Consider the following 24313-nt stretch of genomic DNA (forward strand, 5'->3'; position numbering starts at 1 on the left):
TCGTGATGGGGGCCTGCCCGTGGTGAACGCGGTGCGTTCCCTGAACGGGTCTGATGGCCCCTTGGCGTCTTGCCGGTCCCTGGGTATCAGCGATCCTTGGGATCCAGGGCATCACGCAGACCATCCCCGAGGAAGTTGAAGCAGAACAGGGTCACCACCATGAAACCGGCGGGGAACAGGAGTTGCCAGATGGCCACTTCCATCGACTTGGAGCCTTCATCCAGCAGGGCGCCCCAGCTGGTCATGGGCTCTTGCACGCCCAGACCCAGGAAGCTCAGGAAGGATTCGAACATGATCATCCCCGGCACCAGCAGGGTGGCGTAAACCGCCACTATGCCGAGCACGTTGGGCACGATATGACGGGTGATGATCTTCCACTTGGAGACGCCGCAGACGTGGGCCGCCTCGATGAACTCCTTGCTCTTGAGACTCAGGGTCTGGCCCCGCACGATCCGCGCCATGTCGAGCCAGCTCACCGCCCCGATGGCGAGGAAAATGAGGGCCAGGTTGCGACCAAAGAAGGTCACCAGCATGATCACGAAGAACATGAAGGGGAAGGCGTTGAGGATCTCAAGCACCCGCATCATCAGGCTGTCGACGCGACCGCCGATGAAGCCGGACGCGGCGCCGTAGAGGGTGCCGATGATGACGGCGACCAGGGCCCCCATGATGCCGACCATCAGGGAGATGCGTCCGCCGAGCAGGGTACGCACGAACAGGTCGCGCCCCAGGCTGTCTGTGCCGAACCAGTGGCCGGTCTCCATGTCCGGGGCACTCTGCATGGCCCCCCAGTCCGGGTCATCGAACGTGTACTGGGACAGGTGGGGCCCCACGATCACCGCCAGACCGATGATGGTCAGAATGATGAGGCTGGTCAGGGCCGCCTTGTTGCGCAGGAAACGGCGACGGGCATCCTTCCACAGGGAGCGTCCTTCCACCACTTCCACTTTCTGGGCGAACGCCTCGACGGCTTCGCGCTTTTCAGTTGTGACTACCATGATGTACTCCCGGCTTAGTAACGGATCTTGGGATCGATGACGGCATAGAGAATATCGACCACGGCGTTAAAGGTGATAGTGAGGGCGCCGACCAGAATGGTCAGACCGAGCACCATGGAGTAATCACGGTTGAGGGCACCGTTGACGAACAGCTGGCCAATCCCCGGCAGGCCGAAGATGGTCTCGATGACCACGGAGCCGGTGATGATGCCCACGAAGGCCGGTCCCAGGTAGGAGACCACCGGCAGCATGGCCGGGCGCAGCGCGTGCTTGAGGATGATGTGGCGCAGGGGCAGCCCCTTGGCGCGGGCGGTACGGATGAAGTTGGAGTTCATGGTCTCGATCATGCTGCCGCGCATGATGCGGGAGATGGCCGAGATGTAGTACATCATCATGCCGAACACCGGCAGTACCATGAACTGGGCGCCGCCCCCCTGCCAGCCCCCCGCCGGGAACCAGCCCAGATAGATACTGAAGAAGAGCACCAGCAGCGGTGCCAGCACGAAGCCGGGTATCACCACCCCGGCCATGGCCGACGACATCAACAGGTAGTCGATGAGGGTGTTCTGTTTCAGGGCCGCAATGGTGCCGAAGGTGACCCCCAGGGTCACTGCCAGCAGGAAGGCGACCGAGCCTATCTTGGCGGAGACAGGCAGGGCCTGGCTCACCAGATCATTGACGGTGAAGTCCTTGTATTTGAAGGAAGGCCCCAGATCCCCCTGGACCAGGTTGCCGAGGTAAGTGAGGTATTGCATGCCGATGGGCTTGTCCAGGCCATATTTGGCTTCGATGTTGGCCAGGACTTCCGGCGGCAGGGCGCGTTCGCTGGTGAAGGGGTTACCCGGGGCGAAGCGCATCATGAAGAAGGAGACGGTGATCAAGACCAGCAGAGTCGGGATCGCTTCCAGTAGACGTTTAAGGATGAATTTCAACATAGACATTTCCTGTCCTGTACTGCTTCCAAAGGGTCGCGGTTGTAATAAAGGCCCGCCGTCTGGCGGGCCCTGCTTGTTATGCGACTTGTTTCTTTACTCAGTGAGCAACGATGTACATGTCTTTGCTGTAGATGTTGTCCAGCGGGTTGGCCGGGTAGCCGCCCACGTAGGGCTTGACCATGCGGGAGGTCACGTACTGATAGATGGGGGCGATCGGCATGTCCTTGGCCAGGATCTCTTCGGCCTGGACATAGAGCTTGTTGCGCGCCTCGGCATCCACCTGGTTGCGGGACTCGCTCATCAGCTTGTCGAACGTCGGGTTGGAGTATTTGCCGTCGTTGTTGCCGTGAGTGGTCTGCATCAGATCCAGCATGGAGGAGGCTTCGTTGTAGTCGGCAATCCAACCACGACGGGCCACATCAAACTGGCCTTGCTTGAGCGTCTCCAGATAGGTCTTCCACTCCTGGTTCACCAGGCTCACCTGCACGCCGAGCTTCTTCCACATGGAGGCGACGGCCACGGCCACCTTCTTGTGGTTGTCGTCGGTGTTATAGAGCAGCTCGAACTTGAGCGGGTTGCCCGGGCCGTAACCGGCTTCGGTCAGCAGCTCTTTCGCCTTGGTATCGCGCTCTGCCTGGGTCAGCTTGGACCAGGATGGTGCCACCGGCTTGAAGCCGTCCACGAAGTCGGGCACCAGGGCATAACCCGGGGTCTCACCCTTGCCCATCACCTTGTCGGCGATCACGTCGCGATCGATGGCGTAGGTGAGTGCAGTACGCACCCGCACGTCGTCATAAGGTTTGCGCTTGGTGTTGAAGGTGTAGTAGTAGGTGCCCACATAGCCGCTGACCTTCACTTCGTCCGGCAGCTCTTTCTTCATCTGCTTGAAGCGTTCGATGGGCATGTTGTAGGTCAGATCCACTTCGCCAGCCAGATAGCGGTTCAGCTCGGCGTTGGTGGACTGGATGGGCAGGTAGGTCACCTTGTTGATGACGGTCTTGCCGTTGTTCCAGTAGTTGGGGTTGCGCTCGACGTCGACACGCTCGTTGACCACCCAGTCCTTCAGCACGTAGGCGCCGTTGGATACCATGTTGCCGGGCTGGGTCCACTTGTCACCGAACTTCTCGATCACCTTCTTCGGGACCGGATAGGTGGTGGTGTGGGAGAGCATGCTGACGAAGTAAGGCACCGCCTTCTCCAGCTGCACCTCGAAGGTATGATCGTCCACCGCCTTCACACCCAGAGTGTCGGCCGGCTTCTTGCCCGCGATGATGTCGGAGGCATTGATGATGGTCGGGATCTCCATGTACCAGGAGTAGGGAGAGGCCGTCTTGGGATCCACCGCGCGCTGGAAGGCAAAGACGAAGTCATGCGCGGTGACGGGATCCCCGTTGGACCACTTGGCATCCTTGCGCAGGTGGAACACGTAGTGTTTGTTGTCCTTGGTTTCCCAGGACTCGGCGACGCCGGGCAGGGTTTCGCCCTTGGGGCCGGAGGAGACGAGACCTTCGAACAGGTCACGCAATACGTTGGATTCGGGGGTACCTTCCACTTTCTGGGGATCCAGGGTGGCGGGTTCGGAACCATTGCCTTTCACCAGGGTTTGCTCGGGAGCAAGCTTGGTACCGGCGGGGACATCGGCGGCGTGAGCCAGGGTGGCGCCACCGAAAAGTGCAGTCAATAAAAGGGTATTAATAATTGTTTTTCTATGAGTCATTTCCATACTCCAACAAGAACATTCCATGCATTTGTTATCCACGAGACAAACACCTCGCTGCCCGCATAATTCCCTGACAATTCTGATAATGCAATAGATATCATCAGGAACAGGCCGCTTTCATGGTCAAAAAAACAACTTAAAACCATTTATTCAGCATTTAAATATCCCGAGACGGTCATTTTTCGTACAGGGCCGCTCGATTCTAGGAAATGACCAACAAAAAAGAAACAATAAAAAGCCGGTCACAAGGACCGGCTCCGACAAAAACGGACCTGGCTCACACCAGACCGGGGAAGACTCCCTTGATGCCCGCCACGATGATCTCGATGCCAAGGGACATCATGATGAGACCCATGATACGAGTCACCACGTTGATGCCGGTGTTGCCCATCAGCTTGAACAGCAGGGGAGCGGCGCGGAAGATGAGCCAGGAGCAGCAGGCAAACGCCACCACCACCACGAACATGCCGGCCATCTGGGGCAGGGTCTTCTGGCTGGCATAGACGATGGAAGAGGAGATGGCACCGGGTCCGGCCATCAGCGGCAGTGCCAGGGGCACCACGGCAATAGATTCACGCGCAGCCAGTTCACCCTTCTCCTGCTTGTTGTGCTTCACCTCCCCCAGCTTGCCCTGCAGCATGGACCAGGCGATCAGGGTGATCAGCGAGCCACCGGCAATACGAAACGAGGCCAAGGAGATGCCGAAACTGTCGAGGATGAGCTGTCCCATGCACATGGAGACCATCAGGATGATCATCACGGCAATGTGGGCGGTGGTGTTGGTCTTGCGTCGCTCCTCCGGCGACATGTGGCCCGTCAGGCTCACAAAGACCGGCAACAGACCCAGCGGGTTGATGATCGCGAACAGGCCGACGAAAAATTTCAGGTATAAAGAGAAGTCTATTGCTGCCATAGGCGCCATCCAGAACCAATACGAGCCACAAGGGGCCAGCCCCCAAACTGCGCGTAAATTTACACCATGGCTTTTCCCTTCTCCAATCAAATAATCTCACCCTTACCGGGGCTTTTTAGTTAGTTCCGCTAATGTATCGACAAAATTCAACATATCGGGTTGTTAAGGGAGAGTGGCCGCCATTAACATCGCCGGGTGCCATGGCAGCGCGTTATATCAACCCTCAGCCAAGAAACGATATTTTCGGCAAATGGCCCCTTGCTTCTCACCACACCTGCTTGCCGCCCCCACCCGCTCCTGTGACCCCGATTTTTGGCCTTTCTCACCCTGGTGCGGCGCCAGTGGGGCCGGCTCTGAAGAGGTGACGCGCTCCCTGCCACCGCCAGATGTGCTGTTTCGCCAGGGCGACTGGATGAAAACAACAACCCCTTTCTCAACATAAATGAAACGTCAGGGGGCTGGGCGTTCTGCCACCATCACGGCGATACCGCCTCCCCCCATCCCGGTCAAGGCGAGAATTCATCGGATCCCCTTCCCTGAGCAGATATTCCAAGGGCGCGTGACAGCAGCTCGTGATGCCAAGAAAGGATGACACACTCCCGTAACATAGTGGTGCGACAAGGGGTGAAACAAAATTTCTTTTGTTCTTTTGTTACATATGATCCAGATCAATCTTTTCTGACACATCCCGACCCTATAATCGAGCCAGAAAACAGTTTACTAAGGCATGTAAATACCCCGTTATGGTGATTCTCACCTTGACAAGGTGGCTATAATTGCCGGGCATTGCCAAGGTCTTACTAAGTCTTACTAAACAGTTTTCAAATCATCAGGAGATAAACATGGCAGTAACCAATTTGGCTGAACTGGATGCACTGGTTGCCCGCGTCAAAGAAGCACAGCGTCAATTCGCCAGCTTCTCGCAAGAGCAGGTAGACAAGGTCTTCCGCGCCGCCGCTCTGGCCGCCAGCAACGCCCGTATCCCCCTGGCCCAGATGGCCGTGGCTGAATCCGGCATGGGTATCATCGAAGACAAGGTTATCAAGAACCACTTCGCCTCCGAATACATCTACAACGCCTACAAAGATGAGAAGACCTGCGGCATCCTCAGTGAAGATGACGAGATGGGCACCATCACCATCGCCGAGCCGGTAGGCATCATCTGCGGTATCGTACCGACCACCAACCCGACTTCCACCGCGATCTTCAAGGCCCTCATCTCCCTGAAGACCCGCAATGCCATCATCTTCTCCCCGCACCCCCGCGCCAAGAACTCCACCAATACCGCTGCCAAGCTGGTACTGGATGCTGCCGTGGCTGCCGGTGCGCCGAAAGACATCATCGGCTGGATTGATCAACCCTCCGTCGAACTCTCCAACGCCCTGATGCGTCACGACGACATCAACCTGATCCTGGCCACCGGTGGCCCGGGCATGGTGAAGGCCGCCTACTCCTCCGGCAAACCCGCCATCGGCGTGGGTGCGGGCAACGTGCCCATCGTCATCGACGAAACCGCCGACGTGAAGCGTGCCGTCGCCTCCATCCTGATGTCCAAGACCTTCGACAACGGCGTGGTCTGTGCCTCCGAGCAGGCTGTCATCGTGGTCGACTCCATCTACAACCAGGTCAAGGAGCGTTTCGCGACCCACGCCGGCTACATCCTCTCCAAGGACGAAGCGGACAAGGTGCGTAAAGTGCTGCTGATCAACGGCGCCCTGAACGCCGACATCGTGGGCCAGCCTGCTACCAAGATCGCCGCCATGGCCGGTGTGACCGTGCCTGCCACCACCAAGATCCTCATCGGTGAAGGTCTGGAACTCTGCGCAGAAGACGAGTTCGCTCACGAAAAACTCTCCCCGACGCTGGGTATGTTCCGTGCCAAGAACTTCGAAGAAGCCGTCGAAATGGCCTGCGACATGGTCAACATCGGTGGTATCGGCCACACCTCCGGTCTCTATACCGACCAGGATCGCAATGCCGACCGCATCAAGTACTTCGGCGACAAGATGAAGACCGCCCGTATCCTCATCAACACCCCCTCCACCCAGGGTGGTATCGGTGACCTGTACAACTTCGCGCTGGCCCCGTCCCTGACCCTGGGTTGCGGCTCCTGGAGTGGTAACTCCATCTCCGAGAACGTCGGTCCCAAGCACTTGATCAACAAGAAGACAGTCGCAAAACGGGCAGAAAATATGCTGTGGCACAAACTTCCGAAATCCATCTACTTCCGTCGTGGTTCCCTGCCGATCGCCCTGGGCGACCTGGAAGGCAAGAAGCGCGCCATGGTGGTGACCGACCGCTTCCTGTTCAACAACGGCTATGCCGATGAAGTTGTTCGCCTGCTCAAGAAGCTGAACATGGAAGTGGAGATCTTCTACGAAGTGGAAGCCGACCCCACCCTGTCCGTGGTCCGCAAGGGCGCCGAGATGGCCAACTCCTTCAAGCCGGACGTGATCGTCGCCCTGGGTGGTGGTTCACCCATGGATGCCGCCAAGATCATGTGGGTCATGTACGAGCACCCGGATACCGCGTTCGAAGACCTGGCCATGCGCTTCATGGACATCCGCAAGCGTATCTACAAGTTCCCGAAAATGGGCGTGAAGGCCGAACTGGTCTGTATCACCACCACGTCCGGTACCGGTTCTGAAGTGACCCCGTTTGCGGTCGTGACCGACGACGCCACCGGCATGAAGTACCCGCTGGCCGACTACGAGCTGACCCCGAACATGGCCATCGTGGATGCCAACCTGGTGATGGGCATGCCCAAATCCCTGTGTGCCTTCGGTGGTATCGACGCCGTGACCCACGCCATGGAAGCCTATGTCTCCGTGCTGGCCAACGAATACTCCGACGGTCAGGCGCTGCAAGCCCTGAAACTGCTGAAGGACTACCTGCCCTCCAGCTACATCAACGGCGCCAACGACCCGGTTGCCCGCGAGAAGGTGCACAACGCCGCCACCATCGCCGGTATCGCGTTTGCCAACGCCTTCCTGGGTGTGTGCCACTCCATGGCCCACAAACTGGGTGCGGAGTTCCACATCCCCCACGGTCTGGCCAACGCCCTGCTGATCAGCAACGTCATCCGCTACAACGCGAACGACAACCCGACCAAGCAGACCGCGTTCTCCCAGTACGACCGTCCGCAGGCTCGCCGTCGCTACGCCGAAGTGGCTGACCACCTGGGCCTGACCGCTGCCGGTGACCGTACCGCCGCCAAGATCGAGAAGCTGCTGACCTGGCTGGACGAGCTGAAGGCCACCCTGGGGATCCCGGCCTCCATCCGCGAAGCCGGCGTGAACGAAGCGGACTTCCTGGCCAAGGTAGACCAGCTGGCGCTGGAAGCCTTCGATGACCAGTGCACCGGCGCCAACCCGCGCTACCCGCTGATCACCGAGCTGAAAGCCATCCTGATGGACACCTACTACGGCCGTCCCTTCATCGAGGAAGCCCCTGCTGCCGCCCCGGTTGCAGCCAAGGTCGACGCCAAGGTGGACAACAAGAAAAAATCCAAGGCCTGATAAACGCCACGGATGACAAGAGCCCGCGCACATGCGCGGGCTTTTTTGTTTGTCTATCTGTTTAATTTTGCTAGCTTGTTGATAGGCAAATTCGACAGAAGAGCTAGTCCATGGCGCTGATACAGGCCTCCATCGAGCAGTTGAGAGTCGGCCACTACATCCATCTTCCCACGGGATGGACGAGCCACCCTTTCATGTTCAACGCCTTCAAAATCAAGGACCAGCAACAGCTCGACATCATCCGCCACCTCGACCTGACCCTGCTGATGGTGGATCCCGACAAGAGCGATCTGCCGGTCGAGCCCCTGCTGCGGGCCGAACCCGTCCCCTCTCTTGAGATGAGCGACACGGGGGATACCACCTCCTCTTCTGAGGGCCCCACCTTCGACGAAAAGGCGTTCAGGCGCTCCCTTCGCATCGCGGACAAGGCGTTCGGTCAATCCCTGTCAGATCTTCGCGACGCCCTTGGCGCCCTCAACCTCAAACCGGACGAAGGCCTGGCCAACACCGCGCAGATAGTGCGCTGCACCGCCGCCCGTCTGGCAGAACACCAGGGGCCGCTCGGTCTGCACCTCATCCGCAGCCAGAACACGGATACCCTGCTGCAACACAGCCTGAGCGTGGCCTTCATCGCCATGCTGATGGCACGGGAGCTTGGCATGAATCCCGTCGAGATCGAGGAGACCGGTCTGGCGGGCCTGCTCCACGACATCGGCGAGCTCAGGATCCCGAGCCAGATCATCCAGAAGCGGGGGGAGCTCAGCAAGGCGGAGCAGAATTTCCTCAACATGCACCCCCAGTACGGACTGGAGATGCTCAACCAGTTGCAGGCTTTCGAACCCAGGATCCGCGAGGTGGCCTACCTGCATCACGAACGCCTCGATGGCAGCGGTTTTCCCCTCGGGATCAAGGGCGACAAGATCCCCCCCCTCACCCGCCTCATCGGGCTGGTGGACCACTATGACGAGCTGCTTCACCCGCGCAGCGGCCTCAACCCACCGGGACCCAGCCAGGTGATCGGCCAGCTCTACAAGCTCTCCCAGAAGAAGTTCGAGCAAACCCAGGTCAGGTTGCTGATAAAGGTGCTGGGGGTCTATCCGCCGGGTTCCCTGGTGCGCCTGGATGACGATGCCCTGGCCCTCGTGCTCTCCACCGAGCCCAGCATGCCCCTCAGACCCAAGGTGCTGCCCTACCTCAAGGGACAGCGACCGGAAGGGGTGGTCATGATCGATCTGCGGGAAGATGCGCGAAGCATCGTCGCCACCCTCAGACAGGAAGAGCTGGACGACGCGCAACGCGCCTTTTTCGGTCTGGGTCGGCGGGTCTGTTACTATTTCGCCTTCTGAGTTATCCCCAGAAGCTGGGGATAACTCATTGGACAAACCTGAATAATTGCTCAGGTCCCCTCGAAATCGTCCACCATTGGAGCTGGATAAAAAACGCCCAGCCGATGGCCGGGCGGAGCATGCCACCTCCGTGTGGCGTATCCGGTGGATACCTTCATGCTCGCATCAGCAATATCAAGCGGGCGCAGGTTACACAAATATCAATTTAACATGCTGATTTTATATGGTTTTATTTTTCCATTCTGGCAAACTGCCGCAGCGTTCAGCCCGCAGCCCGCATCAAGACGGGCTCAGGCTCATCCTGCGTCATGACAACGCCCGGCTCCGGCGTGGTGTTTGAGGAAGCTTTTTTATGCAACTAGTCCTCTCTCTGCTCCAGCAGATGAGCGTCAGCCTGGTCATCGCCTACCTTTTTTCCAAAAGCCCCCTGTTGCGTCCCCTGGCCAACTACTCCGTCAGGCTGCCCCACAAGGTGCTCATCTATGTCATCTTCTCCTGCTTTTGCATACTGGGAACCTATGTGGGCCTCGACATCGATGACGCCATCGCCAACACCCGGGCGGTCGGTGCCGTACTGGGGGGACTGCTGGGTGGTCCTCTGGTTGGATTCCTGGTGGGGCTGACCGGCGGCCTGCACCGCTATACCCTGGGGGGGTTCACCGATCTCGCCTGCGCCATCTCCACCACCTGCGAAGGCTTGCTGGGGGGGCTGGTGCACTGGCGGCTGATGCGGGCAGGCAGGGTCAATGACCTCTTTGCGCCCAGGGTCGCCTTCTTTACCACCTTCGTGGCCGAGATCATGCAGATGGTGATCATCCTGCTGGTCGCCACCCCCTTCGACAAGTCCCTGCTGCTGGTGCGCACCATCGCCACCCCCATGATCCTCGCCAACTCCTGCGGGGCGGCGCTCTTCATCAGCATGATCCGCGACCAGCAGCGGATGTACGAAAAGTTCTCCCGGGTCTTCTCCGCCAAGGCGCTCACCATCGCCAACCGCACCGTCGGCATCATGAGCCAGGGGTTCACTCCGGAGGCCAGCGGCAAGATAGCCCATATCGTTCAGGAAGAGACCGGCGTCGGCGCCGTCGCCATCACGGACACCGACAAGATCCTCGCCTTCATCGGCACCGGAGAAGATCACCACAAGCCGGGCACCCCCATCACCTCGGCGATCACCCTGCAAGCCATCGCCCAGAACAAGGTGCTGTTCGCCGATGGCAACAGCCAGCCCTATCGTTGCAGCATCTCCCCCCAGTGCCAGCTCGGCTCCGTGCTGGTGATCCCCCTGCAGGGTGACGAGGGGGTGATCGGCACCATCAAACTCTATGAGCCCAAGAAGCGGCTCTTCCTCAAGATCAATCACACCCTGGGAGAAGGGATCGCCAACCTGTTGTCCCAGCAACTGCTGGCAGGCCGCCTGGAGCAGCAGCAGCGCCTGCTGGTGCAATCCGAGCTCAAGCTGGTGCAGGCACAGATAAACCCCCACTTCCTGTTCAACACCCTCAACACCATCAGCGCCATTACCCGCCGCGATCCGGGACGGGCACGGGAGCTGCTGCTGCACCTCTCCCGCTTCTTTCGCAACAACCTCAAGCGCCAGAGCGGCCTGACCACGCTGCGTGAGGAGCAGGAGCACTGCCTCTCCTACCTGGAGATAGAGCAGGCCCGCTTTGGCGAGCGGCTCACCGTCATCAACGAGATCCCGCTCCACCTTGCCGAGGTGCAACTGCCGAGCTTCACCCTGCAGCCCCTCATCGAGAATGCCATCAAACACGGCATCTGCTCCCTGCTGGGAGAAGGGCGACTTCGCCTCTTCGCGAGGGAGACCCCCGAGGTGATCACCCTTTGCGTCGAAGACAACGCCGGGGCCTGGCAACCATCCGGCCAGGGGGATGGTCTGGGGATGAGCCTGGTGGACAAGCGCCTCAAGAGCGCCTTTGGCGAGCGCTATGGCATTGACGTCCAGTGGGAGCCGGAGCAATGGACCCGGGTCTCCCTGACGCTCCCACGACAACCCCGCACCACCGCCAAGGAGATGACATGATCCGCACTCTGATCGTCGATGACGAGCCCTATGCCCGCGAGGAGCTGGCAGAGCTGCTGGCCAGCGATCCCGACATCGAGATCCTGGGCATGGCGGGCAACGCCATCGAGGCGCTCGGCCTCATCCAGCAACTCAAGCCGGATGTGGTGTTTCTCGATATCCAGATGCCCAAGCTCAGCGGCATGGAGCTGGTGGCCATGCTCGATCCCCTGCCCCGTATCGTCTTTGTCACCGCGTTCGACGACTACGCCATCCAGGCCTTCGAGGAGAACGCCTTCGACTACCTGCTCAAGCCAGTGGAGCCGGCGCGCCTCGCCAAGACCCTGGCGCGGCTCAGGCAGGACATCACCCCGCAACCGGTCGGGCCCCTGGCCCCGACCATCCACCATATCCCCGGATACCTGCACAACCGGGTGCGGCTGCTCCCAACCTCCCAGGTGGAGTACGCCTTCTCCGATCTCGGCGGCGTCCATGTCGCCTGCCAGGGCGAGCTGTTTCACACCCAGCTCACCCTCAAGTCCCTGGAGGAGAAGACCCCGCTGCTGCGCTGTCACCGCCAGTATCTGGTAGCCCCGGCCGCCATCTTCGAAATCCGGCTGCTGGAGAATCAACTGGCGGAGATCGTGACCCCAAGCGGGGCCCGGGTACCGGTCAGCCGCCGCTACCTCAAGGAGCTCAAAGACGAGCTGGGACTGGAATAAAACGGGGCGCGATGTGCGCCGGATCACAGCGGGCAACCGCTCGGGTCGCCATGTCGCCGCTCACCCTCTTTCACCTGCCGTTAACAGAAGTCCCCACCTACACTGGCTGCGCACACCAAAAAATAACAAAGCAGGAGCGTAGCAATGATCTGGTTCTTCCTCTGTGTCGGCTTGTTGATAGCCGGCTACTTCATATACGGCAAATTCATCGAACGGATATTCGGGCCCAAACCCGAGTTGAAGACCCCCGCCATCACCATGGCGGACGGGGTGGACTATGTCCCCATGTCGGACAAGAAGGTCTACCTGGTTCAACTGCTCAACATCGCCGGCGTCGGCCCCATCTTCGGCCCCATCCTGGGTGCCCTCTATGGTCCGGTCGCCATGCTCTGGATCGTCTTTGGCTGCATCTTCGCCGGTGCGGTCCACGACTACTTCTCCGGCATGCTGTCGGTACGCGCCAGGGGCGCCTCGGTGCCGACCGTGGTCGGTGAGCACCTGGGCACCGCCGCCAAGCACTTCATGAACCTCTTTGCCGTGGTGCTCCTGATGCTGGTGGGCGTGGTCTTCGTCCTGAGCCCGGCGGGCCTGCTCGCCAACCTCACCTCCACCGATCTGGTCTACTGGATTGCGGCCATCTTCGCCTACTACATCCTCGCGACCATCGTCCCCATCGACAAGATCATCGGTCGCTTCTACCCCATCTTCGGCGCGCTGCTGGTCTTCATGTCCGTCGGCCTCATCATCGGCCTCATCGTCTCCGGCAAGGGCTTCTACAACACAGGGATGGACTTCTCCAACCTGCACCCGACAGATCTGCCGCTCTGGCCGCTGCTGTTCATCACCATCGCCTGTGGTGCCGTCTCCGGTTTCCACGCCACCCAGTCTCCGCTGATGGCGCGCTGCATGCAGAACGAGAGCTCCGGTCGCTTCATCTTCTACGGAGCCATGATAGGGGAAGGGATCATCGCCCTCATCTGGTGCACCCTGGGTCTCTCCTTCTACGACAGCACCGAGGCACTCAACGCCACCCTGGCCAGCGGCGGTCCCTCTGCCGTGGTGCACGAAGTCTCCACCAGCCTGCTCGGTACCGTGGGCGGCATCCTGGCGATCCTCGGCGTGGTGATCCTGCCCATCACCTCCGGTGACACCGCGTTTCGCAGTGCCCGCCTCATCGTGGCGGACTTCCTGAACCTGACCCAGAAGCCCATGGCCAAGCGTCTGCTCATCGCCATCCCCATGTTCATCCTTGGTTTCATCATCTCCAAGGCCGAGTTCGGGGTGATCTGGCGCTACTTCGGCTGGGCCAACCAGACCACCGCCGTCATCATGCTGTGGGCTGCGGCCGCCTACCTCATCAAGGAAGGCAAGCTGCACTGGGTATGCACCATTCCCGCCATCTTCATGACCGCAGTGGTCATCACCTACCTGGCCAACGCCCCTATCGGTTTCGGCCTCGAGATGAATGTTTCCACCATCATCGGTCTGGTGAGCACCGCCCTCATCACCCTCGCCTTCCTGGTAAAATTCAGGCCCTCCCAACTGAGAGAGGCCAAAGAGAGCTGAGGCATCAGCTTCTCTTCATGACAAGAGGCCCGGCATTGCTGCCGGGCCTCTGCTTTTTGTGGTCACTCCCTGGCGGGGGGCTCGGCGGAATCGGGCGCCCGGGCCGGCGCCTGATACCACTGCTCCCTGGCCACCAGCACAGCCTGCTCCGGCTGGGCAATGAAGTTGGGGGACATGATCTGCACCCCGAACTCGTTGAAGACATCCTGAATATGGCCATGGAGCTCCGTCTTGACCACTGCAGGGAGTTCGCTTGCCTTCATTCTTACCTGCAACTCGTACTCCACATACCAATCCTGCAGATTCAACTGCCGCACCAAGGGAGCTTCATCCTGATTGAGCCGGGTGCAACGCCGCGCGGCCAGCTCCAGCATGGCATGTACCTGACGCCAGGGGGTGTCATAACCAATGGTCACCTTGGTCAGCAGGGCCACCCCCTTCTCGCCCGCCAGCCGTGTCAGGTTCACCACCTTGCCCCCCACCACCACTGCATTGGGCAGCGTGACCTCGTGATCCTGGCGCGTCACCAGCTTGGTCGAGAGGGCGTTGAGCTCGCTCACCATCCCCTCCACCTCGCCGATCTGCACCAGATCCCCTGGCCGCAGTGCGCGGGAGTAAATGAGCACCAGGCCGCTCATGGCATGGTTCATGATACCGGCCGATCCCAGTGTCACCATCAGACCGAAGAAGACGCTGATCCCCTTGAAGGCATCGGAATCCGCCCCCGGCAGATAGGGGTAGGCCACGGTCAGGGCAAACAGCCAGATCACCACTGACAGCAGTCGCCGGGTGGCGCCTATGGTTTCGGCGTGCAACCCCTGCACCCGAAACTGGCCACGCTCGATACGGTCGAAGAGGATGGCCAGCATCTTGATGAAGAAACGGGTGATGACCACGATAAGCAATACGGTCACCAGACCGGGCATGGCGGCAATCATGCCCTCCAGCATGTCGCCACACAGGGCAAACAGGGATTCCCCAAGCCGATCGCTCCAGGCCCGGGTCTGGGGGAACAGGCCGAGCACATAGGTCAGCCAGCCATAGGTGAGCATGAAGATGAGCAGCAGAGTGATAAGGCCGAGCAAGCGGACCTCGACATTCCCGGTGACCTGACGCCAGGAGTGGGGGATCAGCCCCTTCTGCAGCAGCAGGCGGTTGGCCAGCCACTTTCTGATTCGCCGATGCCCCCGCTGCAACAGCCAGATGAGGCCGAAGAAGATCAGGCTGGCCACCAACGCCAAACCGACGGCCTTGACCAAATAGGGGGTCGAGTGAAGCTCGACATACTTGATACGCACGCCGTCGAGCCGATGCCGGACGCGCTCGGCCGCCTGATCCAGGGTCAGCTCGTCGAATTCATCCAGATCCCCTTCCAGCAGCACCAGAATGCGCTTGCCATTGACCAGAAACTCCCGGCTCTCCTGGCCGTGCCGGGAGCCTTTCACCACGGCCACAGGCGTCATGAGGTCGCTTGGCTCCATCCGCTGAACTCGCTCATGGGCCAGCCGTACCCTGGCCGCCCCATCCAGGCTGCCATATTTAGCCGTCAACATGACGATGGGTTCATGAAGCAGGACCAGGGTCTGTGCCCGCTCCTGCACATTGGGCTCCATCCTGGGCTCGGCGGTCCAGCCGAGGCGGGACCACAACAGGCAGATCAGCAACAGACCAAGCCGCCATCCTTTGCCACTGCACCATTCGTTCATCAGGCTCACCTCTCACCTTGCTCCGCTCGGACATCCATTGCTGTTTGATTTTATCTAACCAAATCAATTTTGTGTGATAAACAAGCAACCGATGAACCATGCCTGTACCGGTATGCCAACTCTCCGATTGCAGACTTGCACCGACGGAATATGCTGTCATTATTGCCGAAGCCTCGACTCGATAATCGAAGCATTGTTTGCGACTCAGACGGGAGAAATCTATGGTACTTGACTACATTGCCCTGGGGATCCTGGTGTTTGTCGTCTTGGTCATGTTCTATGGCATTATCGTCATTCACGATATTCCATATGAAATTGCCAAGCACCGTAATCACCCACATCAGGACGCCATTCACGTGGCAGGCTGGGTCAGCCTGTTCACCCTGCACGTGCTCTGGCCCTTCCTCTGGATCTGGGCCACGATATATCGCCCCGATCGTGGCTGGGGCTTCACGCAACGACTGCAACATGACGAAACCGAGATCAGCGCGCTCAAAGAGGAGCTGGCCGCGCTGCAGGCTCGCATGACCACGCTCGAACAGACCGACAAATAGGTAACGCCCCATGGACCTGCTACTTATTCTCACCTATACGGCCCTCTGCATAGGTATTTTCAAGATCTTCAAGATCCCGCTCAACAAGTGGACCGTGCCGACCGCCGTGCTAGGTGGCGTCATCATCATCGGCACACTCATCATGCTGATGAACTACAACCACCCCTATTCCGAGCTGGCTCGCAACTATTATGTCTCCACACCGGTCGTGCCCCTGGTCAAGGGACGTGTCACCGACGTCCCGGTCAAGCCCAACCAGCCGGTCAAGAAAGGGGATGTACTGTTTCGCATCGACGCTGAGCCCTTCCAGGAGAAGGTCGCCAGCCTGACGGCGCGCCTCGCCTCCAACACCGATTTTCTGAAGGCTCTGGACGCCCGCCTGCGCTCCGCCAGCCTGGACAGGGATCGCGCCCAGGAGCTGATGCGACGGGGCATCGGCAAACAGCGCGACCTCGACGTCACCCAGGCCAACGTGGATGACATCGTCGCCCAGATAGATCAGCAGAAAGCGACCCTCAATGACCTGAGTGCCCAGCTCAACATCGCCAAGTACGATCTGGAGCAGACCGTGGTCTACGCCCCGAGTGACGGTCATGTCGTGCAACTGGCATTGCGCCCGGGCATGATTGCCGCCCCCTTCATGTTCCGCCCCGTGATGACCTTCATTCATGAAGATGCCAATGCCTATGTCGGCTGGTTCTGGCAGAACAGCATGCAGCGGCTCAAGGCGGGTGACGAGGCCGAAGTCGTGCTCGACGGCATTCCGGGTCGCATCTTCAAGGCCAAGGTGCAGTCCGTTATCCCGGCCATGGCTCCGGGCAACATCCAGGCACAGGCGGGTCTTATCGATCAGACTTCGGCCCAGGTACCGGGTCGCCTGCCCATCGTGCTCGAGATCACCGATCCCGAGTGGGCAAACTACCAGGTGATCGCGGGTTCCAGCGGTCAGGCCGCCATCTATACCGAGCACTTCCACCACGTGGCCATCATGCGCAAGATCCTGATGCGCATGGGTAGCTGGCTCAACTACCTGTTCCCCTTCCACTGAGGTCCCTGACCTGCACGGGCCGGCATCTTGCCGGCCCGCTTCCTGTCAGCACGCCCCCCTCGCTGCATTTTCCCCGCAAGATCCCTATAATGGCGCCACCTTGCGCCACAGCCGTTCCCCATGTTCGTTCTCAGACCCTATCAAACCGACGCGGTCAACGCTGTCATCAGCCACTTTCGCAAACACCCGGATCCCGCCGTGGTGGTGCTGCCCACCGGGGCCGGCAAGAGCCTGGTGATCGCCGAACTGGCCCGCAAGGCCCGTGGCCGGGTGCTGGTGCTGGCTCACGTCAAGGAGCTGGTGGAGCAGAACCACGCCAAGTACGAGGCCTGGGGACTCAAGGCCGACATCTTCGCCGCCGGGCTCGCACGCAAGGAGGCGAGCGCCCAGGTGGTGTTCGGCTCGGTGCAGTCGGTGGCGCGCAATCTGGAGGCCTTCGACGGCGCTTTTTCGCTGCTCATCATCGACGAGTGCCACCGGGTCTCGCTCGATGACGACAGCCAATACCATCAGGTGATCGAGCATCTCAAGGCCGCCAATCCGGCCCTCAAGATCCTCGGGCTCACCGCCACCCCCTATCGGCTGGGGCTGGGCTGGATCTACCGGCGCCACTACCACGGCATGGTCAAGAGCCACGGCGAGCGGCTGTTCGGTGACTGCGTGTTCGAACTGCCCCTGCGCTTCATGGTGAAAAACGGCTACCTGACCCCGCCGCGCCTGGTGGACGCCCCCATCGTCCACTACGACTTCAGCAAGCTGGTGCCGCGGGAGAACGGCCTGTTCAGCGAGGCGCAGCTCAACGGCGAGATCAAGCGCCAGGAGCGGGTCACCCCCCATATCCTGAGCCAGGTGCTGGAGTATGCGGCCGACCGGCAGGGGGTGATGATCTTCGCCGCCACCGTCGAGCATGCCCGGGAAATTCATGGCCTGCTCGGTGCCAGAGGCCAGCAGGCCGCCCTCGTCACCGGCGAGACGCCGGGACCGGAGCGCGACGCTCTAATCAGTGCCTTCAAGGCGCGCGAGCTCAAGTTTCTGGTCAACGTGGCGGTGCTCACCACCGGTTTTGATGCCCCCCACGTCGACCTCATCGTGATGCTGCGTCCCACCGAATCGGTGTCGCTCTATCAGCAGATTGTGGGACGGGGCCTGCGCCTCTCACCCGGCAAGAGCGATTGCCTGGTGCTCGACTACGCAGGCAACAACTTCAACCTGTTTGCCCCCGAAGTGGGGGAGCCCAGGCCCCACGCCGGTACCGAGCCGGTTCAGGTACCCTGCCCCGCCTGCGGCTTTGCCAACACCTTCTGGGGCAAGACCGACGAGGATGGCAAGGTGATCGAGCACTACGGCCGCCGCTGTCAGGGACTGTTTGAAGATGACGAGGGCAACCGCGAGGAGTGCGACTACCGCTTTCGCGCCAAGATCTGCCCTGGATGCGGCGCTGAAAACGACATCGCCGCCCGCCGCTGCCAACGCTGTGACCAGCTGCTGGTGGACCCTGACGACAAGCTCAAGGAGGCCCTCAATCTCAAGGACTGCATGGTGATCCGCTGCGCCGGTTTGACCCTGAGCCCTGGGCGCGGCAAGCAGGGGGAGCGGCTGGAGGTGACCTACCACGACGAGGATGGCCTGACCCTGACGGAGTACTTCCCCTTTCACTCCCGGGGTGCACAGCGCTTGTTTCAACAACGCTTTGTGCGTCATCATTGGCCCGCCCCGGGCCTGGAGCCCGAATTCACTACCCTGGCGAGCGTGATGCTCGCGGCAGACCAGTTCCGTCACCCGGATTTCGTCATCGCCCGCAAGTCGGGACGTTTCTGGCAGGTGAAGGAAAAAATATTCGATTACGAGGGGCGTTACCGGACTGCCAACGCCCCGGCCTGACCCCATGGCAGGCGATACCCGGCAGTCACCCGGTTTGATTATCGGGGCGGTTTCTGATGCCGCCCTTTCGTTCAGTTAGAGGATCCTATGCAGCGGCTGTTGATTGGTTTTTGTGCTCTCTTTTCTCTGGCGGTCCAGGCCGCCCCGCTGACCCCGCCCAAGGGGGGCCAGTACGCCGTCATCGTACAGGGCAACAATGGGGTGGAATTTGCCCGTCACGCCGATGACATGATAGCCCCCGCCTCCACCATGAAGGTGTTGACCGCGCTCGCTGCACGCCTCGAACTCGGTGCCGACTTCCGCTTCGCCACCGACATCCAGGCCCAGCCCGGCGCCAAACAGGGCACTACCATCAACGGCGACATCTGGATCAACTTCGTCGGCGACCCGACCCTGTCGCGCATGGATCTGGTTGCCCTGTTCAAACAGTTGGGCGTCACCCGCATTCAGGGCAACGTCTATGTCAACACCGGTGCCTACAACGGCTATGAGCGTGGCAACGGCTGGTCCTGGGGGGATCAGACCCTCTGCTTCGCCGCTCCCGTCTCCTCGGTCATCATCGACAAGAACTGCGCCTACGGCACCATCACCGCCACCCAGATTGGCAAGCCTGCGGTGGGCAACGTGGCCAGCGGCGTGCCCATCGGCATCGGCGCCGACAACGTGGAGGTGATGAGCTATGGCGACATGGCGCGTCAGTTCTGCGCTCTGGAAGTAGACATGGCCAAGGGCAACTTCTACGAGCTCAAGGGCTGCATCACCCCGAACAAGGAGCCACAAGGGCTGCGCTTTGCCATCCATGACGTGGAGGCCTGGGGCTGGGACAACATCCGCTGGGCCATGAACCGCGCCGGGATCAGCCACGACGGCCTGCTGCGGGTCACCCATCAGGCCCCTGTCGGTGCCCAGACCCTGGCGACCCACTACTCTGTCTCCCTGCCGGTGATGCTCGCCAAGATGTTGAAAAAGTCCGACAACCTCTACGCCGATACCTTCCTCAAAACCGTGGGGCGTCACTACTACAACAAGCCGGGCAGCTATCGCAGCGGCACCATGGCGGTGCGCGCCATCCTGACCAAGCACGGCATTGACCTTGGCAACGCCACCCTGGCCGACGGCTCCGGCCTCTCCGCCCACAATCTCATCAGCGCGCGCCAGATGTTGTCGGTGCTTAACTTCATCCAGAAGAACGATGCCGAGCTCGACTTCATCAAGCTGCTGCCAAGCTCCCAGGTAGACGGCACCCTGGCCTGGCGACGCAGCGTCACCGCTCCCATGATGAAGAACAAGGTACACGCCAAGACCGGTACCATCACAGGTACGTCGAACCTCGCCGGCTTCATCGACACCGCCGGTGGCCAGCGCAAGGCCTTCGTGATGTTCCAGCGCGGTCTCTCCCAGGATCCGGCGACCCACGAGCGCTACCGCGCCAGCAAGGCGCCCTGGCCCTGGACCGTCTTCGAAAAAGGCGTGCTGGAGAGCATCTACCAGCAACAACCCATCCAGATCGTCGAGCAGTGATAGACGGGCTGCCTTGCCGGCAAGGCGGCCCGATTCCCCGGCCTTGGGGGACGCTGGCGCCATCATCAGCAGTGGGCGCAATCGGAGATGGCGAACGTAAGCATCGCTATTTTCAGCTTTGACTGACAGGGCGCCACGGCTATGCTGTGCCCAGCCTCGTCTCAATGGCCTTCTTCAACGGCTTGTTTAATGGAGAGAAAAGATGTTTGTAGAGATTTTTGGTCGTCCCGGTTGCCCGTATTGCGTGCGTGCCAAGCAGATTGCCGAGCAACTGACCGAGGAGCGCGATGACTTCGAGTTCCGCTACGTGGATATCAACGTGGCCGGGCTGACCAAGGACGATCTCGCCGCCAAGGCGGGCAAGCCGGTCACCACTGTGCCGCAGATCTTCCTGGATGAGCAGCACATCGGCGGCTGCACCGATTTTGAGGCCTATGCCAGAGCCAATCTGGGTCTGTAAGCCCCGACACCATGAAAAAAGGCGCCTCTGGCGCCTTTTTTCATGTCGCCAAGCCTGCCTCAGGCCACCGGCGTGAAGCGGCTCACCACCTGTCCCTGATGTTCAATCCACTCCATGAACATGGCGACGGGGCGGGCATAGACCTGACCATCCTGTTCGGATTGATAGATCACCAGCTGCTCCTGGGTTTCGGTGTGCAAGGCCAGGGCCAGAACCTGGTAATAGCCCCCCTTGAAATGGCGGTAGCGACCGGTGGCGGGTGCCTGCATGAGTGAACCTCGAGAGCGGGAAGATGAGCCCCCGTGCCTGCGTGCTCCCCTGGCAGACCGACGGGTCGGGGCCTTTTTTACCCCAGCCAATCGTGCCAGATGGGGGAGATATTTCAATACACTCATGTTGCTTTATGAATCTGCCCCTCATCTTTCACTAATCTACCAAAGAGAGGCAAACGATCATGCTGAATTTAACATTTCAACAACCCTGTTTCAGGGGTAAATATCAGGGATTTATTCCATAAATTAGATTGTTCTAGCATTCAATTCTGTGAAGAATAGGGGCAGAGAAATTTGATACTAAAAACAGCTTTTCTGCCAACGCGCCCCACGGGGAAGGAATCACGCTCACCATGTTCACTATCGACAAGTCGCACAAGCTCGACGATGTCTGCTATGACATCCGCGGCCCGGTGCACAAAGAAGCTCGCCGTCTCGAAGACGAAGGTCACCGCATCATCAAGCTCAACATCGGCAATCCGGCCCCGTTTGGCTTCGAAGCACCGGAGGAGATCATCAAGGATGTGATCCTCAACATGCCCCAGAGCCAGGGCTACTGCGACTCCAAGGGGCTCTTCTCCGCCCGCAAGGCGGTGATGCAGTACTACCAGCAAAAAGGGATGCGCAAGGTCGACATCGACGACATCTACATCGGCAACGGTGCGAGCGAGCTCATCGTGATGGCGATGCAGGCGCTGCTCAACAATGGCGACGAGATGCTGGTGCCCTCCCCCGACTACCCGCTCTGGACTGCGGCCGTCACCCTCTCCGGCGGCCATGCGGTGCACTACCGCTGTGACGAAGGGGCTGACTGGTACCCGGATCTCGACGACATCCGCGCCCGCATCACCCCGCGTACCCGCGGCCTGGTGCTGATCAACCCCAACAACCCGACCGGCGCCGTCTACGGCAGCGAATTTTTGCTTGAAGTGATCGAGATCGCCCGTCAGCACAACCTCATCATCTTCGCCGACGAAATTTACGACAAGATCCTCTACGACGATATCTCCCACACCAGCGTCTGCACCCTGTGCGACGATGTGATGGTGGTGACCTTCAACGGCCTCTCCAAGGCCTACCGCGCCTGTGGCTTCCGCCAGGGCTGGATGGTCATCACCGGTCCCAAGGGTCGTGCCAAGGGCTATATCGAGGGGCTGGAGATGCTGGCCTCCATGCGGCTGTGTGCCAACGTGCCCATGCAGCACGCCATCCAGACCGCCCTTGGGGGCTACCAGAGCATCAACGAGCTGATCCTGCCGGGGGGCCGCCTGCGTCGCCAGCGGGACAAAGCCTGGGAGCTTTTGAACGAGATCCCCGGTGTCTCCTGCGTCAAGCCCAAGGGGGCGCTCTACATGTTCCCGCGCCTCGACCCCAAGGTGTACGACATCCGCGATGACCAGAAGATGGTGTTCGACCTGCTGCAGCAGGAGAAGCTCTTGCTGGTGCAGGGCACCGGCTTCAACTGGCCGGCGCCGGATCACTTCCGGCTGGTGTTCCTGCCCCGGGAAGAGGAGCTGGAAGAGGCTATCGGTCGCCTCGCCCGCTTCCTCAAGGGCTACAAGCAGTAAGCAAGGCTCATGAAAAAGGCTCCCGCGGGAGCCTTTTTGTTGTCTGTCGTTTTCTATCCGCGCCATCAGTCGTGGAGCAGGGCCCCGGCCACCAGCACCGCCATGGTGATGAGCCCCACCCCGATGATGAAGGGCAGCACCCAGCGCACGAAGCGATCGTAGGGGATCCTGGCGAGCGCCAGCCCCGCCACCAGGTGGGCGGCGGTGGGGGCAAACAGGTTGATCCAGCCGGAGGCGGACTGATAGGCGGTGATCACCAGATCCCGGGAGATGCCGGAGAAGTCCGCCAGCGGTCCCATCAGCGGCATGGAGACGGTCGCGAGCCCCGAGGTGGAGGGAATGAAGAAGCTCAGGATGATGTGCACCAGATAGGCCATCAGGATGAAGACCGACGACGACAGCCCGCTCACCAGCCCCTCGGCCCAGTGCAGTATGGTGTCGATGATGACGCCGTGCTCCATCACCACATAGATGCCGCGCGCCACCGCCACCACCAGGGCCACCCCGATGAGATCCCGCGCCCCGTTCAGGAAGGTCGCCACGTAGTTGGACTCCGGCATCCGGTTGATGAGGGCAATCAGGATGGAGGCGCTGAAGAAGAGGGTGGAGAGCTCGTCGAACCACCAGCCCAGGGTGGGCAGCAGATCGATGCCCAGATCGGACCAGGGCACCACCGCATAGATCATCAGCAGGAAGGTGCCGAAGAAGACCAGCATGGTGAGCTTCTGCTTGCCGCTGAAGGCGAGGTTGCTGCTCTTCATCTGGGAGAACTCGTCGTCATAAACGATGTCGGCCAGCACGGAGCGGGACTTGTCCTGCTGCACCTGCCTGGCGTAGCGCATCACGAACCAGGAGGCGAAGATCACCAGCAGCAGCCACTGGATGACCCGTAGCCCTATCCCCTCACCGATGGGGATACCCGCGAAACCGGAGGCGATGCCGGTGGCAAACGGATTGACGGTGGAGGCGAGCACCCCGACCCCGGAGCCGAGCAGGATGATCCCCGCCGCCACCATGCGATCGAAGCCCGCCGCCATCATCACCGGCACGATGAGTGCCCAGAAGGCCACCGTCTCCTCCGCCATGCCGAAGGTGGAGCCACCCAGGGCGAACAGGGCGATCAGCACCGGGATGAGCAGCCGCTCGCGCCCGGCGAAGGTACGCACTATGGCCCCGACCCCGGCATCCAGCGCACCGCTCTGCATGGTCACCGCCAGAAAGCCGCCGATGATGAGCACGAACAGTGCCACGTCCGCCGCCTTGTGAAAGCCCTGGATGGGCGCCTTGAGCACATCGAATACCCCCTGGGGTTGGGAAGGGAGCTCGGTGTAACTGCCGGGTACCGGCAGCAGTCGCTCGTCACCGCTGTAGTCGGCCACGGCCGCTGCCGCCACCGGCTGCTGGGTCTTGGCCGTCACATAGTTGTATTTGCCCGCCGGCAGCACCCAGGTGAGGGCCGCCATCAGGGCGATGATGATAAAAAGCAGGGTATAAACCGTGGGGAGCTGGCGCTTCTTGGGCGCCTCATGGGATGTGGTCATGACTTTCGTACCTCGGCGGTG

At 60.5% G+C, this 24313-nt stretch carries 18 protein-coding genes; 11 read left to right on the plus strand and 7 right to left on the minus strand.

The annotated features are described in order from the left end of the window. Positions 1-86 precede the first annotated feature (86 nt). The 4 genes from oppC to I6L48_RS16885 all read right to left on the minus strand — a co-directional run bounded on the left by oppC (position 87) and on the right by I6L48_RS16885 (position 4566). Positions 87-998: an oligopeptide ABC transporter permease OppC gene (gene oppC / locus I6L48_RS16870; protein WP_010674331.1), complete on the minus strand. Its 912-nt coding sequence runs from the start codon at positions 996-998 to the stop codon at positions 87-89. A 14-nt stretch (positions 999-1012) separates the two neighbouring features. Beyond that, a complete protein-coding gene (gene oppB / locus I6L48_RS16875) occupies positions 1013-1933 on the minus strand; it encodes an oligopeptide ABC transporter permease OppB (RefSeq protein ID WP_010674330.1) in 921 nt (306 codons plus the stop codon). Positions 1934-2030: 97 nt separating this feature from the next. Next, positions 2031-3650: an ABC transporter substrate-binding protein gene (locus I6L48_RS16880; RefSeq protein WP_042883151.1), complete on the minus strand. Its 1620-nt coding sequence runs from the start codon at positions 3648-3650 to the stop codon at positions 2031-2033. 280 nt (positions 3651-3930) lie between these two features. Beyond that, the gene (locus I6L48_RS16885; RefSeq protein WP_010674328.1) at positions 3931-4566 is read right to left on the minus strand and encodes a YchE family NAAT transporter; all 636 of its coding nucleotides are present in this window, start codon (positions 4564-4566) and stop codon (positions 3931-3933) included. Positions 4567-5408: 842 nt separating this feature from the next. Between I6L48_RS16885 and adhE the strand changes: the two genes are divergently transcribed. The 5 genes from adhE to I6L48_RS16910 all read left to right on the plus strand — a co-directional run bounded on the left by adhE (position 5409) and on the right by I6L48_RS16910 (position 13741). Beyond that, the gene (gene adhE / locus I6L48_RS16890; RefSeq protein WP_042017218.1) at positions 5409-8084 is read left to right on the plus strand and encodes a bifunctional acetaldehyde-CoA/alcohol dehydrogenase; all 2676 of its coding nucleotides are present in this window, start codon (positions 5409-5411) and stop codon (positions 8082-8084) included. Positions 8085-8194: 110 nt separating this feature from the next. After that, positions 8195-9430: an HD-GYP domain-containing protein gene (locus I6L48_RS16895; protein WP_216987508.1), complete on the plus strand. Its 1236-nt coding sequence runs from the start codon at positions 8195-8197 to the stop codon at positions 9428-9430. Positions 9431-9782: 352 nt separating this feature from the next. Beyond that, on the plus strand, positions 9783-11474 hold the full coding sequence (locus I6L48_RS16900; RefSeq protein WP_216987509.1) for a sensor histidine kinase: 1692 nt from the start codon (positions 9783-9785) through the stop codon (positions 11472-11474). Continuing rightward, positions 11471-12175: a two-component system response regulator BtsR gene (btsR, locus tag I6L48_RS16905; protein ID WP_134996566.1), complete on the plus strand. Its 705-nt coding sequence runs from the start codon at positions 11471-11473 to the stop codon at positions 12173-12175. Before I6L48_RS16900 ends, btsR begins: the two co-directional genes overlap by 4 nt. Positions 12176-12319: 144 nt before the next feature. After that, positions 12320-13741, plus strand: a complete 1422-nt coding sequence (locus tag I6L48_RS16910; RefSeq protein ID WP_010674323.1) for a carbon starvation protein A — start codon at positions 12320-12322, stop codon at positions 13739-13741. 62 nt (positions 13742-13803) lie between these two features. Here I6L48_RS16910 and I6L48_RS16915 read toward each other — a convergent pair whose 3' ends face one another. After that, positions 13804-15447, minus strand: a complete 1644-nt coding sequence (locus I6L48_RS16915) for a mechanosensitive ion channel family protein (RefSeq protein ID WP_042883166.1) — start codon at positions 15445-15447, stop codon at positions 13804-13806. Positions 15448-15668: 221 nt separating this feature from the next. On the opposite strand from I6L48_RS16915, the gene I6L48_RS16920 reads away from it, so the two are divergent. The 5 genes from I6L48_RS16920 (at position 15669) to I6L48_RS16940 (ending at position 20911) form a co-directional block, all read left to right on the plus strand. After that, positions 15669-16001 carry a DUF3302 domain-containing protein gene (locus I6L48_RS16920; RefSeq protein WP_042017210.1) on the plus strand — a complete coding sequence of 111 codons (333 nt, stop codon included), beginning with the start codon at positions 15669-15671 and terminating at the stop codon, positions 15999-16001. A gap of 10 nt (positions 16002-16011) precedes the next feature. Beyond that, complete coding sequence (locus I6L48_RS16925; RefSeq protein ID WP_039038992.1) at positions 16012-17049, plus strand: HlyD family secretion protein; 1038 nt, start codon at positions 16012-16014, stop codon at positions 17047-17049. 120 nt (positions 17050-17169) lie between these two features. After that, on the plus strand, positions 17170-18930 hold the full coding sequence (locus tag I6L48_RS16930) for a DEAD/DEAH box helicase (protein WP_113070435.1): 1761 nt from the start codon (positions 17170-17172) through the stop codon (positions 18928-18930). A gap of 87 nt (positions 18931-19017) precedes the next feature. After that, positions 19018-20451, plus strand: coding sequence for a D-alanyl-D-alanine carboxypeptidase/D-alanyl-D-alanine-endopeptidase (dacB, locus tag I6L48_RS16935; protein ID WP_216987510.1), 1434 nt, complete (start codon positions 19018-19020; stop codon positions 20449-20451). Between the two features lie 202 nt (positions 20452-20653). Further along, positions 20654-20911: a GrxA family glutaredoxin gene (locus tag I6L48_RS16940; RefSeq protein ID WP_010674029.1), complete on the plus strand. Its 258-nt coding sequence runs from the start codon at positions 20654-20656 to the stop codon at positions 20909-20911. Positions 20912-20970: 59 nt separating this feature from the next. On the opposite strand, the gene I6L48_RS16945 is transcribed toward I6L48_RS16940, so the two are convergent. Beyond that, positions 20971-21180 (minus strand): DUF1653 domain-containing protein, encoded by a 210-nt coding sequence (locus tag I6L48_RS16945; RefSeq protein ID WP_010674028.1) that lies wholly within the window; start codon positions 21178-21180, stop codon positions 20971-20973. Between the two features lie 356 nt (positions 21181-21536). Here I6L48_RS16945 and I6L48_RS16950 point away from each other — a divergent pair, with 356 nt between their 5' ends. Next, complete coding sequence (locus I6L48_RS16950) at positions 21537-22751, plus strand: pyridoxal phosphate-dependent aminotransferase (protein ID WP_005302243.1); 1215 nt, start codon at positions 21537-21539, stop codon at positions 22749-22751. A 65-nt stretch (positions 22752-22816) separates the two neighbouring features. On the opposite strand, the gene I6L48_RS16955 is transcribed toward I6L48_RS16950, so the two are convergent. Beyond that, a complete protein-coding gene (locus tag I6L48_RS16955; RefSeq protein WP_042883174.1) occupies positions 22817-24292 on the minus strand; it encodes a YfcC family protein in 1476 nt (491 codons plus the stop codon). Between the last annotated feature and the right edge of the window lie 21 nt (positions 24293-24313).

It is taken from the genome of Aeromonas sp. FDAARGOS 1418, assembly GCF_019048585.1.
Taxonomy (GTDB): domain Bacteria; phylum Pseudomonadota; class Gammaproteobacteria; order Enterobacterales; family Aeromonadaceae; genus Aeromonas; species Aeromonas caviae.

Excerpts from the sequence above, each read along its gene's own strand:
- oppC (WP_010674331.1), bottom strand. The coding sequence starts at position 998 with ATGGTAGTCACAACTGAAAAGCGCGAAGCCGTCGAGGCGTTCGCCCAG.
- oppB (WP_010674330.1), bottom strand. The coding sequence starts at position 1,933 with ATGTTGAAATTCATCCTTAAACGTCTACTGGAAGCGATCCCGACTCTG.
- I6L48_RS16880 (WP_042883151.1), bottom strand. The coding sequence starts at position 3,650 with ATGACTCATAGAAAAACAATTATTAATACCCTTTTATTGACTGCACTT.
- I6L48_RS16885 (WP_010674328.1), bottom strand. The coding sequence starts at position 4,566 with ATGGCAGCAATAGACTTCTCTTTATACCTGAAATTTTTCGTCGGCCTG.
- adhE (WP_042017218.1), top strand. The coding sequence starts at position 5,409 with ATGGCAGTAACCAATTTGGCTGAACTGGATGCACTGGTTGCCCGCGTC.
- I6L48_RS16895 (WP_216987508.1), top strand. The coding sequence starts at position 8,195 with ATGGCGCTGATACAGGCCTCCATCGAGCAGTTGAGAGTCGGCCACTAC.
- I6L48_RS16900 (WP_216987509.1), top strand. The coding sequence starts at position 9,783 with ATGCAACTAGTCCTCTCTCTGCTCCAGCAGATGAGCGTCAGCCTGGTC.
- btsR (WP_134996566.1), top strand. The coding sequence starts at position 11,471 with ATGATCCGCACTCTGATCGTCGATGACGAGCCCTATGCCCGCGAGGAG.
- I6L48_RS16910 (WP_010674323.1), top strand. The coding sequence starts at position 12,320 with ATGATCTGGTTCTTCCTCTGTGTCGGCTTGTTGATAGCCGGCTACTTC.
- I6L48_RS16915 (WP_042883166.1), bottom strand. The coding sequence starts at position 15,447 with ATGAACGAATGGTGCAGTGGCAAAGGATGGCGGCTTGGTCTGTTGCTG.
- I6L48_RS16920 (WP_042017210.1), top strand. The coding sequence starts at position 15,669 with ATGGTACTTGACTACATTGCCCTGGGGATCCTGGTGTTTGTCGTCTTG.
- I6L48_RS16925 (WP_039038992.1), top strand. The coding sequence starts at position 16,012 with ATGGACCTGCTACTTATTCTCACCTATACGGCCCTCTGCATAGGTATT.
- I6L48_RS16930 (WP_113070435.1), top strand. The coding sequence starts at position 17,170 with ATGTTCGTTCTCAGACCCTATCAAACCGACGCGGTCAACGCTGTCATC.
- dacB (WP_216987510.1), top strand. The coding sequence starts at position 19,018 with ATGCAGCGGCTGTTGATTGGTTTTTGTGCTCTCTTTTCTCTGGCGGTC.
- I6L48_RS16940 (WP_010674029.1), top strand. The coding sequence starts at position 20,654 with ATGTTTGTAGAGATTTTTGGTCGTCCCGGTTGCCCGTATTGCGTGCGT.
- I6L48_RS16945 (WP_010674028.1), bottom strand. The coding sequence starts at position 21,180 with ATGCAGGCACCCGCCACCGGTCGCTACCGCCATTTCAAGGGGGGCTAT.
- I6L48_RS16950 (WP_005302243.1), top strand. The coding sequence starts at position 21,537 with ATGTTCACTATCGACAAGTCGCACAAGCTCGACGATGTCTGCTATGAC.
- I6L48_RS16955 (WP_042883174.1), bottom strand. The coding sequence starts at position 24,292 with ATGACCACATCCCATGAGGCGCCCAAGAAGCGCCAGCTCCCCACGGTT.